The sequence below is a fragment of the Arthrobacter sp. 08Y14 genome, from assembly GCF_002929455.1.
GTDB lineage: Bacteria > Actinomycetota > Actinomycetes > Actinomycetales > Micrococcaceae > Arthrobacter_B > Arthrobacter_B sunyaminii.
In genome coordinates this window covers 1171239-1187897 of sequence record NZ_PJIX01000002.1, presented here as the reverse complement: position 1 = coordinate 1187897, position 16659 = coordinate 1171239, and the positions used below count along the sequence as shown (strand labels likewise).

At 58.3% G+C, this 16659-nt stretch carries 17 protein-coding genes; 8 read left to right on the top strand and 9 right to left on the bottom strand.

What is annotated here, in order from left to right; translation table 11 throughout:
* Positions 1 to 76: 76 nt before the first annotated feature.
* On the top strand, positions 77 to 436 hold the full coding sequence (locus CXR03_RS12070) for a YraN family protein (protein ID WP_104103958.1): 360 nt from the start codon (positions 77 to 79) through the stop codon (positions 434 to 436).
* 1079 nt (positions 437 to 1515) lie between these two features.
* Here the strand turns inward: CXR03_RS12070 and CXR03_RS12060 are convergent.
* Both CXR03_RS12060 and CXR03_RS12055 read right to left on the bottom strand, forming a co-directional pair.
* The gene (locus tag CXR03_RS12060) at positions 1516 to 1695 is read right to left on the bottom strand and encodes a hypothetical protein (RefSeq protein ID WP_104103956.1); all 180 of its coding nucleotides are present in this window, start codon (positions 1693 to 1695) and stop codon (positions 1516 to 1518) included.
* A gap of 62 nt (positions 1696 to 1757) precedes the next feature.
* Positions 1758 to 2699, bottom strand: coding sequence for a hypothetical protein (locus tag CXR03_RS12055; protein WP_146070496.1), 942 nt, complete (start codon positions 2697 to 2699; stop codon positions 1758 to 1760).
* A 247-nt stretch (positions 2700 to 2946) separates the two neighbouring features.
* On the opposite strand from CXR03_RS12055, the gene CXR03_RS12050 reads away from it, so the two are divergent.
* Positions 2947 to 4770: an ATP-dependent endonuclease gene (locus CXR03_RS12050; RefSeq protein WP_104103954.1), complete on the top strand. Its 1824-nt coding sequence runs from the start codon at positions 2947 to 2949 to the stop codon at positions 4768 to 4770.
* A 415-nt stretch (positions 4771 to 5185) separates the two neighbouring features.
* Here CXR03_RS12050 and CXR03_RS12045 read toward each other — a convergent pair whose 3' ends face one another.
* A complete protein-coding gene (locus tag CXR03_RS12045; protein ID WP_104103953.1) occupies positions 5186 to 5473 on the bottom strand; it encodes a P27 family phage terminase small subunit in 288 nt (95 codons plus the stop codon).
* A gap of 210 nt (positions 5474 to 5683) precedes the next feature.
* Here CXR03_RS12045 and CXR03_RS12040 point away from each other — a divergent pair, with 210 nt between their 5' ends.
* A complete protein-coding gene (locus tag CXR03_RS12040) occupies positions 5684 to 6067 on the top strand; it encodes a hypothetical protein (RefSeq protein ID WP_104103952.1) in 384 nt (127 codons plus the stop codon).
* 205 nt (positions 6068 to 6272) lie between these two features.
* Here CXR03_RS12040 and CXR03_RS12035 read toward each other — a convergent pair whose 3' ends face one another.
* Genes CXR03_RS12035 through CXR03_RS12025 form a run of 3 tightly spaced genes read right to left on the bottom strand, consistent with a single transcriptional unit; the run spans position 6273 to position 8094 of the window.
* Entirely contained in the window at positions 6273 to 6506 is a 234-nt protein-coding gene (locus CXR03_RS12035; protein WP_104103951.1) for a hypothetical protein, read from the bottom strand.
* Positions 6507 to 6555: 49 nt separating this feature from the next.
* On the bottom strand, positions 6556 to 7233 hold the full coding sequence (locus tag CXR03_RS12030) for a hypothetical protein (protein ID WP_104103950.1): 678 nt from the start codon (positions 7231 to 7233) through the stop codon (positions 6556 to 6558).
* Positions 7234 to 7290: 57 nt separating this feature from the next.
* Positions 7291 to 8094, bottom strand: a complete 804-nt coding sequence (locus CXR03_RS12025) for a hypothetical protein (protein WP_104103949.1) — start codon at positions 8092 to 8094, stop codon at positions 7291 to 7293.
* A gap of 1085 nt (positions 8095 to 9179) precedes the next feature.
* On the opposite strand from CXR03_RS12025, the gene CXR03_RS12015 reads away from it, so the two are divergent.
* From CXR03_RS12015 to CXR03_RS11990, 5 genes are all read left to right on the top strand, one after another.
* Positions 9180 to 9629, top strand: coding sequence for a DUF6507 family protein (locus CXR03_RS12015; RefSeq protein WP_146070495.1), 450 nt, complete (start codon positions 9180 to 9182; stop codon positions 9627 to 9629).
* On the top strand, positions 9626 to 11431 hold the full coding sequence (locus CXR03_RS12010) for a hypothetical protein (protein WP_104103946.1): 1806 nt from the start codon (positions 9626 to 9628) through the stop codon (positions 11429 to 11431). Before CXR03_RS12015 ends, CXR03_RS12010 begins: the two co-directional genes overlap by 4 nt.
* Positions 11432 to 11441: 10 nt before the next feature.
* Positions 11442 to 12248: a hypothetical protein gene (locus tag CXR03_RS12005; RefSeq protein WP_146070494.1), complete on the top strand. Its 807-nt coding sequence runs from the start codon at positions 11442 to 11444 to the stop codon at positions 12246 to 12248.
* A gap of 284 nt (positions 12249 to 12532) precedes the next feature.
* Complete coding sequence (locus tag CXR03_RS12000) at positions 12533 to 13420, top strand: LuxR C-terminal-related transcriptional regulator (RefSeq protein WP_104103944.1); 888 nt, start codon at positions 12533 to 12535, stop codon at positions 13418 to 13420.
* A 723-nt stretch (positions 13421 to 14143) separates the two neighbouring features.
* Entirely contained in the window at positions 14144 to 14971 is an 828-nt protein-coding gene (locus tag CXR03_RS11990) for a hypothetical protein (protein WP_104103942.1), read from the top strand.
* Between the two features lie 121 nt (positions 14972 to 15092).
* Here the strand turns inward: CXR03_RS11990 and CXR03_RS18155 are convergent, their stop codons facing one another.
* The 3 genes from CXR03_RS18155 to CXR03_RS18150 form a co-directional block, all read right to left on the bottom strand.
* Complete coding sequence (locus CXR03_RS18155; RefSeq protein WP_181034587.1) at positions 15093 to 15662, bottom strand: hypothetical protein; 570 nt, start codon at positions 15660 to 15662, stop codon at positions 15093 to 15095.
* Positions 15550 to 16218, bottom strand: coding sequence for a tyrosine-type recombinase/integrase (locus tag CXR03_RS18830; protein ID WP_181034567.1), 669 nt, complete (start codon positions 16216 to 16218; stop codon positions 15550 to 15552). The genes CXR03_RS18155 and CXR03_RS18830 overlap by 113 nt, the downstream gene beginning before the upstream one ends.
* Positions 16219 to 16308: 90 nt before the next feature.
* Complete coding sequence (locus CXR03_RS18150; RefSeq protein WP_146070492.1) at positions 16309 to 16617, bottom strand: hypothetical protein; 309 nt, start codon at positions 16615 to 16617, stop codon at positions 16309 to 16311.
* Positions 16618 to 16659: the final 42 nt, after the last annotated feature.

Below are 16659 nucleotides of genomic sequence, written 5' to 3'. Positions count from 1 at the left end.
ACTAGAACGGGAAGGGTCATCCACAGCCCCTGGCCGTCGCCCGGCGAAGGTTCTGAGAAGAGCGCAGGGTGGGCATATGAGAGCTAAGGACACCCTGGGACAGCGCGGTGAGGAGCTTGCCGCCGCCTATCTGACCGCAATCGGCATCGAAGTAGTGGACCGCAATTGGCGGTGTGCCGACGGTGAAATTGACCTCGTGGGCATCGACGGCGACACGCTGGTGATCGTAGAGGTCAAGACCCGTTCCTCCCTGGACTACGGGGACCCACTCGAAGCCATCACGCCGGCGAAGCTGGCACAGCTCCACCTGCTGGCGGCCCGATGGCGACGGGCATCCGCCCGGCACTATCCCTCGTTCCGCGTAGACGCCGTTTCGGTTCTTGATAACGGTTCCGGCGCACCGTTGATCGAGCACCTGAAAGAGGTTGCGCTGTGACGCTGGGACGCACCTACGGAGTGGGACTCGTTGGGCTGGACGGCCACATGGTGGAGGTTGAGGCAGACATCGGTCAGACAATGTCAACCAAAAGACACATGAGCTGAGGTTTCACTCGAGGACGAGGACAACCTTCGGAGGGTGCCGAGCTAGTCCATCAGACAGAAAAGTGTGCCCGGCGACACGCCCGTACGCACGCAACACGCTTTCAAATTGTGGTCTTTTCGTCGCTTTCAGGCTGTGCATTCATTCTGCACAGCCTGTGGAGAACCGGTGCCAGATCGGCGGAAATCCACAGAATTTCTCGTACTGCCCTGTGCATTAACTGTGGACGACGGGATCGGCTAATGACATACTTGTAATACAACATGTTGTGTTTTTCGGGCGTCTGCGCACTAGATGTAGTGTCTGGATGTACTATCGTCATGTAAACGCAAAAGGCCTGCTAAGGACTGGAATCCTTAGCAGGCCGTGATGCGGTTGCTCATTACATAAGCAAGAGTCAACAAGTTTGTTCTAGTTCTTCGAACATTTTGCGGTGTGAAAAGAGACTACATCCTTGGTCGCTGAGTATCAAAGATCTTTGGTACGAGGTGGCGACTCCTGCTGTCATATCCATCTACAGACAGGAGGCCCGTTATGGGTCGCATTATCAGGCCTGGCAACGCCGCGCCGAACTCAGGACAGTATTCGATCGTCGGCCCCCGCGGCGGGGCTACAAACCAGGAGCGCACGGCTGTACGCGGGAAGCCGATGCCGCCCACGCCTAAGCCGGGACAGACTTACGTCCTGGTGGACCGCACCAAAAACGGCGCCGGAAGGGGCAGCAAATGAGCCTCGTTAGGGCACTCGCCGGGCTGTCTCCAGAGACACCCGTGCGCCGCGTCCGATCAGTCCTGCCAGGTTCAAAAAACTACTGGGAGGTTTTCGACGCTTGCCGCAATGAGTGGCAGCGTTTGCGTGTCCTTAGCTAGTTCATTCGCCTGGTCCTCCTCCAAGGACTAGACCGATGTATGTGCGCGAGACAAAGTATGCCCCGGCACCGAATAGGTGCCGGGGCATCTTGTGGGATCAGGGATCTAGGAGGCGCGCAGTAGCTTCGCGAAGATGCTCTTTCTTTCCCGACGCACAGGGGAAGCGATCTTGCGTCGATTCTCAGCTGCTTGCTTCGCCTCGAAGAGCTTAGCGAGCTCCTTGATGTCGTAATCGACACGCTCGGCTAGGCGCTTGTCAATGAGGTTCTCGGATGTAACCGTCACGTCTGCCCCTCCTTCTGGGTTGATCCAAAGCTACATGAAGCATAGGACATTTTGGGATACCTTCATCGATTCGCCATGGAAGAGTCAACGGAACCCAGTCCTGCGGCACGGTCGGATCGCAGCCTATCGAGACTGTCTTCGAGCTCCTTGAGTGCAGGCGGTTCATGGGCCAATGAAAGCGTCGTTGCCATGATCCTGGCTGCTACTAGCACCGCCATCCGGTCTGTTTCCGTTAGATCTTCGCTCTTCGGCGCGTTCAGCGACAGCAAGCCGAATTGCACGCCGCCTGCTTTGACTGGCACTGAGATGAAGGACTTGTATCTCTTGTTGTCCCAGTCTGCCCAGTCCTTCTTGTCTTCGTCGGTCGACCGCACAATGGGGGCATTGACGTCTTCGCCATCCATGATTCCCCAAACAGAATGGGCGGGATCTTTGGCTTCCTCCCAGATTGTTGTTGATTCCTCGACTCTGCCATGGCTAACAGGCTCGCCCAAGACTCGACCGTCTGCCGTGGTCTTCAACGTGTAGTAGGTCGCCCTAGTTTGCGGCGCGATGGACAATCCATGCGTGGCTGCGACGGAGACTGTTCGTAGATCCTTTAGGAGCGTTTTCTTTCTGCTGGGTGGGTCTTTGGCAATACCTGCACCCCAATTCGCAATCAAGAGGAGACTAGAAATCGACTGCCTATACGCCTTCTGTGCCTCCTGCGAGGCTTCGTTGGCGTCGCTCTTGGCGTCTGCTTTGGCCTGCACATCCGCGGTTTTGTCGGCGGCAGCGAACAACGGGATAAGCACCATGCTCACGACACGGATGATGATAGTCCACTGGTATGCATTGCCATCGGCGTCAACTAACACAGGATAATACGGGCAGAAGGAGAGGGCACTGATTAACGAGGCGATTAGCGTTCCCGCAATAAAGACATGATGCTCGCGTAGTTCCAGCATCAGCCCACAAAACCGCTCACGAATCGGGTGCTTTTTAGCCGTTGTCGTTTCACTCACCCACGAAGTATGCCAGACCCTCTGTACCTGTAGGCCCAAGATGCCCGAAGGCCTCGTGCGTTACAACGCCACGTACCCGGGGCCAGAATATTATTCTTGGCACCATAACCTAAGCGGATGGTGAGAGGGCACCATAGGCACCGCGCCCTCAGCTGACGAGTCTCCGTGGACAGATCGGCCAGGACTCTAGCTACCAACTTGTTCCGTAGCCTTCAGGCTTCTCCAGCACTCGGTGTAAATTCGCGTCATGACTCCATCTAGTTTCCGCCATGACGCCCTGCTCACCGACCTGGGGATGCAGCGTGGTGATGCAGACAACTTCAGTCTGAAACTGATCAGCGCAACTCTCCAAGGTGGCTCGGTAATCGAGTTTGAGGCTAAGGGCGTGACAGCCATCGCAGGTGCCAACAACTGCGGCAAATCGACGCTGCTTAGTCAATTGGGGCAAAAGCTCCTCAGCAGCTCTAACTTTCCGCAACCACCGCTCGTAGCGTCTGTCATGGAGGAACAAACCGGGAACGAGACCGACTTTCTAGATTGGCTCTGCCGTAATGCGGCTTTTTCGTATAGCGAGGAAAATCCGGCGGGATCTACTTTTCAACGCTTGGAACAATCGATTAGCCTAGATAACTTTCGGACTTGGGGGCAGTATGAGACGACTGGCCATCTTGGGGCTCATCCCATGACCAAGCCCTTTCTGGTCCGCCAGATGAGCGCCGGAGAGCGTAACGTCCAGGGGGCCGGGCGGAAGGCCACCGTTTTAGAGCCGGCTTCACATCCGTTTCATCACTTGTCTGAAAGCTTGGAACTGATGGACGAGCTAAATCGGCTGACGCAGAAGATTTTGGGAAAGACGCTTTCGCTCGATGACTTGAACTACCAGATCGAACTTCGAGTCGGTGTTCCGGAAGTCAACTATCCTCAGCGATTTGAGGATCCCACAGAATATCAGACTGCTATTAACCGTCTCCCGACGTTGTCCTCACAGGGTGACGGCATGCGTAGCCTATTGAGCATACTGATTCCGCTTGTTACTGCGACATACCCCGTCTTCATAATCGATGAACCCGAAGCTTTCCTGCATCCGCCTCAGTCCTTCGCTTTGGGACAGGAGCTCGGGCGGATAGCTGCAGACAAAGACGTACAAATCGTTCTAGCTACACACGATAGAAACCTCTTGGCCGGGCTTCTAAACTCCTCTGCGCCCCTGTCAGTGGTAAGGCTAGTTCGGACAGACGACTCAACCTTGGCCCACCAGCTGCGATCACAAGAGTTGAAGGAAATCTGGGACGACCCGGTTCTCAAATACAGCAGTGTCCTTGATGGGCTTTTTCATGAACTTGTCGTCATGGCAGAGAACGAAAGGGATTGCAGATTCTATGAGGCGGCGCTTGACGCCAGGGATACGACAGCTGAAAGGGATGACAGCACGACACTGCCTGCTACTGATGTACTTTTCGTTCCCACCTCCGGGACGAGTGGAATGTCGAAGGTTGCAAGAGCCCTAAAGGCGCTTCAAGTGCCGGTGATCGCTTGTCCCGATATCGATGTCCTGGACAACGAGATCATCATCAGGGGGATTGTTGAGTCGTTGGGGCATGAATGGACCGCGCAGATGCATGACGATTGGACAACGGTAACTCGCCGGTTTGGTGGCAGCGACGAGCCGGAATTGGTGTCGGTGGTGTATCTCCGCGTGGCCAAAGAGTTCGAGAAGATCGTGGAAGCCGAACCCCTAGCTAGATATGACGCAGCAAACCGCCGCCGCGTGAAAGAAGCACTCGGCGTTGCTCAACGGCCGTGGGATGAGGCCAAGAATTACGGGGTGAGGGTACTGGAACGCGTGAGCGGTGACCCCGCAGCCGTCCAAAGGCTCATCTCGGGATTGGCAGAGCGCCAGGTCGTAATTGTGCACGAAGGAGAGCTGGAGAGTTTTGGTCACAGTCTGGGCGTGCCGAAGGGCAAGGGATGGTTGCCCGCCGCCCTGGTCAAAGGGCTGCAATCATCTCCGGAAGTGCAGGCACAGATAGCATTCCTTCTCGACGCCGCCAAGCCAATCTTGCGCAGATGAAACTGCAACATCTAGATGTCGTGAGAGCTGCAGAGACTGCTTGGCGGCGGGGATATACAATCTGCCCACCACCTCACAAGGGGGGGCTGATGGGGAAAAGAATCTGACAGGCGTCGAGGGCTTTAAGGCTGTTGGCTGTCGGGTATTGCAAGCCGCGCCACTAGGTCGGCCCTGTGAAGGTCGGGGACAGTGCAAAGGAGGCTGAGGTAGGCGCACTTTCCAGACGAGGGGTCGGCGGCAGGTCAACGCGTCCTAGCAGAGCGTGAGCATAATCCTGAGCGGCTTCCCTAGCGGCCGAGAGCGTCCAACCGCCGCGAGGCACCTCTGGTGTCCAGACCGGAAGAAGCTCGCGACCCGATCTGGGCTGCAGCGTATACGGATAGAGCTCCTGGCCAGAGTTATTTCGGTAAAGCATTTACCCGATCACCCTTACGCCGGGGGTGCGACCGTGGTGGCGCTTCATCGCCAGCGCTGCCCCTGCCCTGGATGCGCCGGACTGACCGGGAGAAACTCCGAAGGATTTCAGGGCGGCGATCGCCTGGACACGGGCGAGGCGGATTTCGGAGAGCAGTCCATTGGGGACCATTTGCCCGGAAGATCCGGAGATCATGAGGCCGTCCTCGTTTACACGCTCTTCCATGTGATCGGCAATGGCCAGGAGGTTGCAGGCCTCATAGAGGGCGGCAGCACTGGCAGCGTCCATATTCGAATGCTCGCGTTCGACCTGGAGATAGGTTTCTTTTGCGGAATCGCTCCATGTTTCGGGCAGACCAGAATAAGGGTCCCCTTCTTGGTTTTGAGTCTTTGTGGGGTGGGGTTGAAATGACACGTTTCTCCTTGGTTAGTGAGTCATGGTCGGCTGCGCTCCACAGCGTATTCTGGTGTGTCCGGTTGCTACTTAGGGGAGTTGACAGTGAACGACACGATCGAGTGGACCTGCGATGAATGTGGGCGGGCCATTGAAAATGGCGAGGGGTACGTGACAGTGAATGGGGCCGAGGTGAAGGAAGCCCAGCGCCAGACCGCCGAGTGGAAGAGTAAGCACCGAACGAGCACTATCGATGTCGCTGACTACGCGGACCTGACGAGTACCGTCAAGTGGCAGGCCATACACAACGCGTGTGATCCCCGCTCTGAATTGGGTGACTTCATCATCGACGTAGATCGCCTTGGGACTGCCCGTCATGCATTGGGCTGGACCCTAGAGTTGCACCGCATGGGCTGGGTGAGAGCGACCAACTGGGATTCCTACATCAAGGTCCGGGCTGGAGCGACCATGAGTAGATCGCTGGCTTAGCCGAAATTCAGAAAGCTCTGCGCATCCAGAGGCAGAAGCTATGCCGAACCGGGCAAGCGGCACGGGGGAGGGGGAGTCCCTCCCCAGGTGCGCCGGCCCCTGAATGGAGCAATCTCCACGCAGGGGCGGCGCTCCGTCGAAGCCTTGTGCGTACGTTGTTGATGACATTCGTTCGTCGCCAACGGACTTCGGTTCCTTGAAGGGCCTACCGACGGGCGTGCAGGGCGATGCTTCGTGCTTCTTCGGCCTGTGACCGTTCTTTCGCCTGGCGTGTGCGGTATCCGCGCCAGTATGCGTCCGGGCTGATGCCTTCTGCTTCTGCTCCAGCTGTGACCTGGTCGAGGAGCTGTGGGTGCAGGTCGGCGAGGCGCTCTGGCAGCGGCGAGTTTGTAACGACCTCGGCCACGATGTTCTGGATTGATCTGATATCGATTGCCATCTTGGTTTGTCCTTCTGGGTGGGGTGGGTGTTCGCGGGAGGGGCGGCTGTTAGCGCCGCTTACGGATGGCCAAGGCAGTCTCGGCGGCGGTCTTTGCCGCGTGTGCCTGTGCGGCGGCATGCTTTTCAGCTTCTGTGGGAACCGTTTCGCCCGCGGCGAGGATGCTCAGTGTCTCGATATCGAAGTGGCCTACTCGGGCTTCCATGATGTTGCTGACGTCGGTGACGCCGCCGTCGAAACGGTTGGGCACCGCCCCACGGGCTTTCTTCCAGTCCTGTCCTGGGCGGCCGATTGCGCTGTAGGCGGCGTCTCGTTCGGAGAGAACGCTCTGCAGCTCCTCCCAAAGCTGGACGGCTCGGGCGTGTGTGGTGAGCGTGTGGGCGGCGATCTTCCGGGTGCGCGTTTTCTGTTCCTCGGGGGGAAGGGAGCCGATGAGTTCGTCCAGGCGCTTGCGGGCAGCGTCCACTCGCCGGTCTTGCGCGGTGATCTTGCGGTTCATATCGACATTGGCTGCGGTCAAGGCGTCATAGTCGGCCGTTGCGATTTCCGGCTTTTTCACCAGTGCGCCGTTCTGCCATGTGCTGGCAGCGACCATTCGGTTGCTGATGCTCCGATACTCACTGTTGAGACGGACGCGTTCGGCGATTTCGGTGTTTAGGGCGTCTTGGGCTTTCGTGGCGCCGGGTGTGGTGCCGACGAGGATTTGCGGGTGGGTTTGGGTGGTCATTCTGGGTTGTGCCTTTCTTGGCTTATTGGGTGGAGCCGTCCGGGTGGCTCTCGGGGGTTAGTTGTGGGTGCTGGTGGCAGGGATGGTGTAGAGCATCGCGGAGCCATGAGGTCCTCGACGGCGTGGGCCGAGGAAGTCGTCCGCTACGGCGTAGAAGATGCGTCGCCGGGGCATCACGTAGTCGCCGCCGTCTGTGCGTTGTTCTTCGCAGTCGATAAAGTCTTCGATCGTTTCGGCCGCTGAGGCGTAGAGTCCGGCGGCGGGCCAGCGGGAGCCAGGGGAGGGCGGGGCTTCGTCGCCGTCCCAACCGGTAAGAAACGATGCGAGCCAGTCTCGGGCGGTGAGTTCCTCCTCCTTCCGGGCTTTGGAACGGTGGGCGGCGAGGCGCTCGGCTCCCGTTTTGGCAGGGGCGCGTTCCTCCGGTGTGGGCGTGGGCGCGCGGTATGCGGGGAGGAGTGATCGCAGTTGCGCGATCACGTCTGCTAGATATTTTGCGCGGGCACCGGGGGTCGCTTCGGTTATGAAGACTCGGAGGTCCCGGTAAGGGCGGCCGGCTTCTTGTGTGCCGAGGTCGGGCAGGTTGTGCAGGGCGTTAAGCAACTCCTTCTTGAGGTGTTCCAGGTGGAGCGCTTTGGGTTCGCCGGTGTTGCCTTTGGGGCGGGTCAGGATTGCGGAACCGGAGCGGTAGGCGTCGAGGCGGGCGCCGAGCCAGGGGACGGCGTAGATCTGGGCGAGGACGTGTGGTCCGGGGATTTCCAGTGAGACGCCGGAGTCGGTCTTTAGCGTGACGGGCTTCTCGGCTTTCTTGGAGTAGTAGTGTCCGTCGTGGAGCTGTGCGAGCGAGGATTCGTAGGAGAGCATGGGTGGGCCTTCGGTGAGAGTGGGTGGCCGGTGGCCGGGCTAATTGGTGAGGGCACGGGTGGGTGGCCCGAACATGCAACGATGACGTTTACACGTATCTATTGATTACTTTGTAGAGAGAGACACTCTCTCTAGGAGTAAGAGGAAGAGCTTCCTTGTCCGTCATGTTGCACGTTTGGACCACTCTCCTTGGGTCTTCCCGGCGTACCCGGCGGGCCTAGGAAGGCGTTGACACCCTGGGCGACCGCCCGCCATCGGCGAAGGGACGAGGGAATCAGCAGCTGGGCGGCGGGGCAATTTTGGTTCATATGACTCCTCTCAGCAGCAGGAACAAACACGGATCAGGGAAGAGGGACTGGCGGAGCTCGCGCGACCTGCAAGGACGCGGTGCTCTACGCCAGTCAGCCGCCGCGCACCCCGACGGGCCCGAAGTACGGCGGCAGGGGTGGCAACTCTGCCGCACCCACCGCTTGGCGTCAGAGCTACCAGATGACCTCTGCCCAAAGCACTCTGTTCTGGGCCGCACGAGTAGTGTCGGCGATGCACAACAGGCGAGGCAGAGGGTCATTCCCGCCCCTACATAGGAGGAGTCGGCCAGGGATCACCTTTCTGCTCATTCGGAACACGAATGAGTCCAGGCTCACGGAGAAAACGGCTACTCAGGATGCTTCGAGGACGTAGTACTAAAAAGTGAAGGCCGCCCCGGCTCTGAGCGGGACGGCCTTCACATGTGCCTACTGCTTATCGTTCTTTTGGCGGTTCTCGGCTATCGCGATTACCTTCCTGGCTTCGAACAGGACCCTCTCGGCGGGGGATAAGGAATCAGGGCTCCAGATCAATCGCGTTGGCGCCCCCTCGCTTGTCCAGCGGGGATGCGTGGGTTGAGGCAACCCGTTGTCAGACGCGCTAGACCTCGGTCGTTCACTTTTCGCCTGCCGCATGGTGCATGAGCACCGGTCCACCCCGCTGTCAAGTTCCGCCATCTTAACTGTTATCCACAGCTCCGCCTCACTCTGTTGACCACCCCTTAGCACTCCGTTTGGATAAGGCACCAGACAGCATCAGCGCGGTCATCAGGGGTGGGGATGAAATTCGATATGCAGGCACCATCCGCACCTGCACTTTCAATCGGCAACGGCGGTGACGGGGACTTTGACGTTTCCCCCTCGGTTGTGGGGTCGATCCTCACTGGTGTGGCGGCGAAGGCTCAGACGTACAACAACCTGGCGCGGGCGCTGGAGGTGGCAACCGCCGGAATCGGCGAGGCCGCAAACGCCTGGCCCATCGCCGAGCAGATGAACGGACTGAATACCTATCTCCTGCAGCGCTACATGCGCATCATCGGTGCCCGCACGGTCAAGAACATCACCACCGTTACCGATGTGGTCACCATCCTCATTTCCGCGGATCAGGAAATGAGCGATACGGCGCGCAGCAGCGCCGCGCAGGCAGCCCAGACATCCATCGGCGATGATCCGCTTGCCGACCCCAACGCTCCGGTCCGCGTCGGTCCCGGACCGGGAGCCGTCCAATGATCGGCCAGTGCGGTGACGGGAACGCCGCCATAGATCTGCTCACCTTTGAAGGGCAGTTCCCGGCAACGGATGCCCTGCGGGAACACGCCGTCACCCTCACGTTCGCCGCCCGCAGTGTCCAGGAGGATGCCGAGGAAAGCTCGCGCATCTGGTCCGCGCTGCAGAATCCCGGAACCTATTCGGCCCCCGGCCAGGACATCGTCTACCGCGCCATGATTCCCGTGACGACCGCCGCTGACGGACTCCTGGAAGCGGCGGAAGAGGCCGCCGCCGCTGTGAACGCCTACGCCGACGAGGCCGCGGAAATCAAAACCAGATACCGCCACGGCGTCAAAATCGAGGCCCAGGCCTTCCTTCAAGAGATCGCCGGCGACCCTGAATGGAACAGCACCCGCCGGCTGACCGAGAAACAAGACAGCATCTTGGGCGCCCTCTCCAGCCTGACCATGGAGCTGGAAGCCTCCCAGCGCAGTTGCGCGAACACCCTGGGAAGGATCCGGGGCGGCAAAACCTACAGTGCCTCCGATGAAAACGGCGAAACCACACCCGGGCACACGGCATACGGCCTCACCGGTGGCGCCTACGAGGCGGCGGGTGAAGCGAACCTGCACGCCTGGGGCAACAACGCCGAATGGAACTACACCGGGTTCAAACAGGGCACGATGCTGCAGGGGATGCTCATGGGCTTCGGAGACGGCGTCGAGGACACCGTGGCCTTCGCCGGATCAATGGCCTTCCTCCGCGGAATCGAGAACGGAAAAGCCGCCTGGCGGGGGATGTTCGAGCTGGGCATTCTCAGTGTCCTAGCGATCCAGCCCAATGGGCGCGGCGACGGGGCACGCGACAGGCTCAAAGAAATGGGCAAGGACGCGATTGGTCTTGAGCTGTGGGAGACGGATCCCGCCCGGGCCGGGGGCCGGAACATCTTCGACATCGTCACCATCGTCGTCCCGGGCGGCATTGTCGCGAAGGCCATCAAGATCGGCCATCTGGCCCCCGGGAAACGAGAGGATGTCGGCGGTAAGAAGAACGAAAGCGGTCAGCCGAGCGGCACCTCCGGTCCAAAGGAAGCGGAGGCCGGAGCGGGATCAAAAGTCGTACCCGAGTTCGCAGGCATACCACGGGAGTTCTTCGAGACCGAGAAGCGGCCCGTCTGGGAGAGCACCATGCCCCCCGCTGGCTCTGGAAGCCCATCGTCGGGCAGCTCGGAGGACAGGCCACCAACGGGTCCACCGGAGTTCGGTGTCCGGATCCCGGACCAGAGAGACCCACGGCCCGGGTATGTGGGCCGTGACCCTGCTCTCCAGCCCGAAGTGGGAGAAACAGGTGCAGGTGGCGGCGCCTGGGGGTTTGAACATGCCCAGGACAAGGGCGGCCCGTACCAGGAATTTGTCACCGGGGTAAAAGGCCGTGACGGTAAATGGCTTGAGTATGTCGTCCCAGTGGAGAAGACAGATTTGACGCCTACAGGGCAGGTAAAGTTCGACGGTTACCTCACCGAGCCTGGACCTCCCCCGGCATATGTGTTCCAGGAAGCGAAAGACCACTACGCGTTTATGGCGAACATTCCAGGACGATTGGACGACCAGCTTTTTGAGTGGTTCCAGGGCGAACACGGTCAGTTCCGCAAGCAAGCTACCGCCATCCAGAACATCCCTAATGCCAGGCTGGAATGGAACTTCTCCGAGGAATCAATGAGAGACGCTTTTCTGAAAGCCGCCAGCAAGAATCCCCTCGCACAGGAACTGCTCGAAGATGGGAAGCTCGTTGTGAATTGGGTACCAATGCCGGTAGGGAGATAGGTTGACCATCATGAGATCCGTTGAGGAAATATTCGGAGCTGACAGAAGCGACGCCTACATCAATCTCAACTGGGCCGGCAGGAGGGAAACCCCGTCGGTTCTCGCCGGGCGTCTGGCATCCACGCTGTCCATGCTGTCTGACCGGACGGGGATGAGCTGGTACCGGGACACCGCTGACAGGAACAGCCACGACGTTAATTTCGAGTTGGTGCCAACCGGCGCAGAGGCGCTGGCCGAATTCCTTAACCCCCGTACCGATGAGGGATGGATGGACCTTCCCCCGTGGATGGGATTTCACATCCTCCTTCGCGCCAGCTCCGACAGGAACGCCAAGACGCTGGCGACGCTAAGCGGCTCCACAGCATCAAGCATGGAACGGCGCAACGAGATTCACTTGGAGTTGGCAGATGATTTCCCTCTCGGCACTCCGTCCGAAGCAGCGCGCTGGTTTCTGGAACTGGTCCGAACGTGGCAACCGGACCATGCCAGACTCAGCAACTCAGCCGCACAGCGTGTGACCGGGTTGACCCGCGCAGCGTACTTGTCCTGGACTTCGGCCATAGCCTATACAGAACCGGAAAGCGCCCAGGAAATCGGCATTGCGTTCGGGGACGGCAAGCTGCGCGCAGCTCGCGTATGGACCCCAGAGGGCATCGTTGCTTTGAACCGAGAACTCGCCCAGGCCGGAGCCCCGAGATACAGCAACCGGCCCACCCAACAGAACCCGCCTACGTTCCCGGAGGATTATCCTGAGGAGCTCTCCACCCTCGACCGCGAGATCATCGTGGAATACGGAGTTTCCGCTACTGACGAATGAGGTACGCCACGCCCAACTGACCAAAAATCCAGAAGCGTCACGGCTTAAGGAATGCCCCTCATCGGGAGGTTGGTGCTGGGGGAATGCCTGGTTCAAGGGGATTCCGGTATGTCTTCCAGAGGTTCGGACTAGCGGGGGAAAATCGGAATGTCCAGTTCTGGAGGATCTACGGTCTGACCCGCGCCGCGTATGTCGTGACTCACGAAACTTGTGCACAGTGTCAAGGGGTTCCTGGTTCCGAAGCGCAGTACCAAACAGGAGGGCGGGGAGTGTAGATTCTTAGTATGGATACGGAAAAGACAATGGGTGAAATTGAAGCCCATCCAAGCGCTGTCGCACGCAAATCGGTATTTGTTATATCGCCGATTGGTAGCCCTAACAGTGAGATTAATAAGAAGGCTAATCTGGCGCTAAACTATATTTTCAAGAAAGCGTTTGATTCTTCGGAATGGAATGTTAGTCGGGCTGATGATGGTGACAGTCCGGACTCGATTGGTCATCATGTTATAAGGAGCATTGTTGAATCAGACCTGATTATCGCCGACCTCACAGACCATAATCCCAACGTATTTTACGAGTTGGCCGTGGCGCACGGATATCGGAAGCCGGTGGTCCACCTGATAACAGACGGGCAGTCGATCCCCTTTGACCTAACGGACCAACGCACTATCTCATACGATCTCACTGATCCGTCATCTGTAGATTCAGCGATCAGGAAGCTTAGGGCCTCTTCGGTGTCTGCCATGAAGTCACCGGAAGACCTCATCACTCCACTCTCCAGTTTCGACTCGTTTGACACGCTGCGGCGGGAACTCGGAGGCAACAGTCAGGCTAAGGCTCTTGCCGATGTCCTTGAGGAAGTATCGACGCGGTTGACGAATCTGGAAGGCCGCAGTAGGACTACGGAACGCGCTAAAACCTCTGAGAACCTCGCAAGATGGGTGAAGAAGAAGGAATACGAAAAGACCCTTGAAAAAATTAATAACCTCTCACCCAGGGAGAAGGTGCTAATGGAGTTGGCCGCAGAGGGGCATACCTTTGAAAAAATGGGGACCATGCTGAATGTATCTCCGGAATCTGTAGCCGAAGGTGTAATGAAACTGATGAACAAGCTCGACATAGACAGCTCAAGCGAATTCCGCATCCTGCTCGATCTTCAGGAAATGTTGTAGAAGATCGGTGCCGGCGACTTCATTTAGAGAGCCTCGGTCAGTCTTACCGTAGGAGCTCAACGCTCCGCACGTAGAGCCACCAGTTTGCCGGTTTTCTTGACGGGAACAGTATTGCTTTGAAGGCGCGCGAGGTCTTTCAATCCTGACAGGTAGGCAGCTGAGAGCCTGGTGCTTGGGTTGGGACCAGCCGAGTCCATTTGGTCCGCCAAGAGTCTGCAGAGTTCTGTGTGTGCGGCATGCCGGTCATCTAGGACTTGGGCGCTGGCGGCGAGGTTCGTTTCCAGAGCACTCCGCATGCGTTCCATGGACATGCCTCCTTTGCAGATGGGTGTGAAAACTATTTAGGGGGAGGGAGGAGGCTGTAACGGGGGAGCCACCTACCTGGTTACCACTTTGCGATCTGAACGCCCCTACCCCGTGGGGTTTGGACAGCAGCGCCGCCCGAATTCGGTCACCTGATATCGGGCGGCGCGCCGGCCCTGGTTAGCCTGCAGGTAGCAGAGCGATCTTTGCAACGGCCTGAGGGGCGATAACATTCAAGCTGAACCTGCCTTCGGCCACGATCTGGTTCCTGGAGAACGCATCACCTGGTGTACCCCATTCGGTGACTAGCCCGGCTCGGTCGATACCCAGCACTGTCGGACGTTCGGAGAGCAGCCAAGCCGTACCGGCAGGAACCTTTCGGTTAAAGAATGAGGCATTGTTGAAATGAATGAGTACTGAATGATGCGCCATGAGTTCGAAATGGTTACATCAAGGCAGCAGGTGGCCGCAGTGGTGAATTCCGGAACCTATTCGAGTCGAGCAGGGTTGCAGATCCGTGTGGATGGAATGGTTCGTACGGGGCATATCTTCGCTTTTGCCAATAAGAAGAAGCCTCTCCGCTTCTGCGTTGGAGACCCAGACAGTCACTCCTCCGCATGGAGTGTCTTTGCCAACCGGACATCTAGCGATGTCTACATTGTCCTCCGCACCAGCGCTTCGCTGCATAAGATCAGTCTCCACGAATCCGGTGATTTCCGACATCAACTCATCGGAATGGATGCTCGGACCCTAAACCTCCCGGAGCTTTCGGTCCACAGTCCTGAGGCTCAGGAAGGCAGGATCTTGCATAGGTGGGTACGCGAGAAAGGGTCCAAAAGTGGTTGGACTGATTGCATGCGTATTCTTGTGCCGGCAAGTGAACTGCGTCCGGGAGATGCGAAGCTGGACGGTGTGACATGGGTCCCGGCGCCACCCACGGGCTACGCGACTGAGATCAGATTCTTCATGGTTGCCCCAGGGCGAGGTGAATTCGACCTCACTGAAGGTTTGTCCAAGGAGGGTGCTCTTTCCGTAATCGGTGGTTTCAAGCTGGTCAACGGGGAAGTCCTAGTAGTCATCTCCGCAACCATTCCCGTTTCGGACAACGATCAGCGGATGATCAGGAAGGTGAAGCGTGCAGGACCCAGCATTGCCCACGCCAACTTCGACTGGTCACAGGAGCGACGCCCGAGGACCCTCATAACCACCGGAATTGAGACTCCGACCTTTTGGGACTTGGATGCCTGAGGGGCATAGCAAACCGTCAGGCAGGAAGGCCTTGTCACTGAAGGTGTCTTCTGGGTCTGGACTAGCGGTACGCCCGGCAACATGACCGGAGCGCTAGAGCGCCTGGCTGAGGCACTCGCCTCTAAAAGCGCTCGACGCCATTAGATGTAAGGCGGACAAACACGCCCTCTCTCGGGTCAGGCCATACCGCCCCAAATCCCTGACTTATAAGCAGGTCCTGGAGATCTGCATGCGGTTCTGTGGGCAGCAGAAGGGAAAACTCCTTGACAGATTTCGGTGTGTATCGCTTGTAGTCAAGCAACTGGCCCAGTCCCATCCGAATATTGTTTCTTGTAGCCTCTGCCTTTGCCTCGTATAGCACTCCAGTAGTCTCATCGAATATGTCGCTGTATAGAGGACAGACGGAGGCAGGCGGAGTAATCATCCATCGGGATAACTGGTGGTCACGTCTGGTTAATTCAACGGAGAACTTTTCGACTAGTGCCTGTTCGCGCTTTTCTGCAATTTCTGGAGTGGAGGCAGGAGTGCTGAACTTGGAAACAGTGTGGTTTTCCAGAGGCACCTTTTTTGCTGTTCCCTCATGCTTGGGGGGAGTGGGGGAGTCGCTGAAGTCTTGCGGCCGGCGAAGAGGGCTTCCTACCGGCTTGAGGCGGAACACGTAGACAGTGCGCATCTGTTTGTCTTCGTCCAAAGCGTCTTCGATCGAGTACGGAAGCGCTGTCCTGAAGATCGTGCAGGGTAGTAGCGCTGTCCAGGGCGATCGTGGCAAACGTGTGCCGTAGGCTGTGTGGGCTGATCTGTCCCTGTATGCCCGCCTCGCGGGCCAGCCGCTGAATGGTGCGGAAGACTTCCGATCGGTTCCATGGCTTGCCGGTTGCTGTCGTGAAAATGGGCAGGCTCCCGCCTGCCCCAGTCGCCAGCTCGACACCGGTCGTGTTGAGGTAGGCGTTCAATGCAGCGATGGCGGGAGCGGGTACCGCGACCTTAGCTCCCTTCCCGCCTTTGCGGTGGATGGTGAGGGTTCGGTGCCCAGCGTCGTACCCGTAGTCGGCGGTGCTGGCGTTCAGCGCTTCGCTGACACGGATGCCAGTAAACAGGAGCAGACTGACTAGGGCTTGCGATCGGGGGCTTTCATCCTGAGCTACTGCCAGCAGCACCTTCGCTTGGTCTCGGGTGAGTCCCTGCGTGGCGCTGTGGTCCGCGTCGATGTTCGGGCGGGAAACCGTCTCGACCGGATTTTTATCCACCAACCCGTCTGCGAGCGGCGGACACTTGAAAGTATTGGACGAGCCTGCTTAGGTCTCTATTCCAGCTTCATCTGCTCACCCGGTTCCCGGCTAGAAATATGAATCAGACAAGAAGTCATCTTCGGGGTTTAGCGGTGCGGGATGGTCGTCAAGAAACTCTCGGGTGGTATCGACATTACGAGGATCATAAGTGCCCATGTCGCGATACATGACTTCCCTGTACCGGACCGGTCCAAATTCATGGAGACTCCCGCCCTCTTCAGGGTCGTTCGGGTCTTCCAGATTTACCCAGACGCTCCAGTTGCGGATAAGTTGCAGGTAGTGAGCTCCCCATTTATCCAGTAGTGGAATCAGCTCAGCAGTAAGAAGAAGAGCCTCGTCACCGTCGACAACCGTCATTCGATATATCGATTGACCTGGGGCTATATCAGCCCAAGCGTC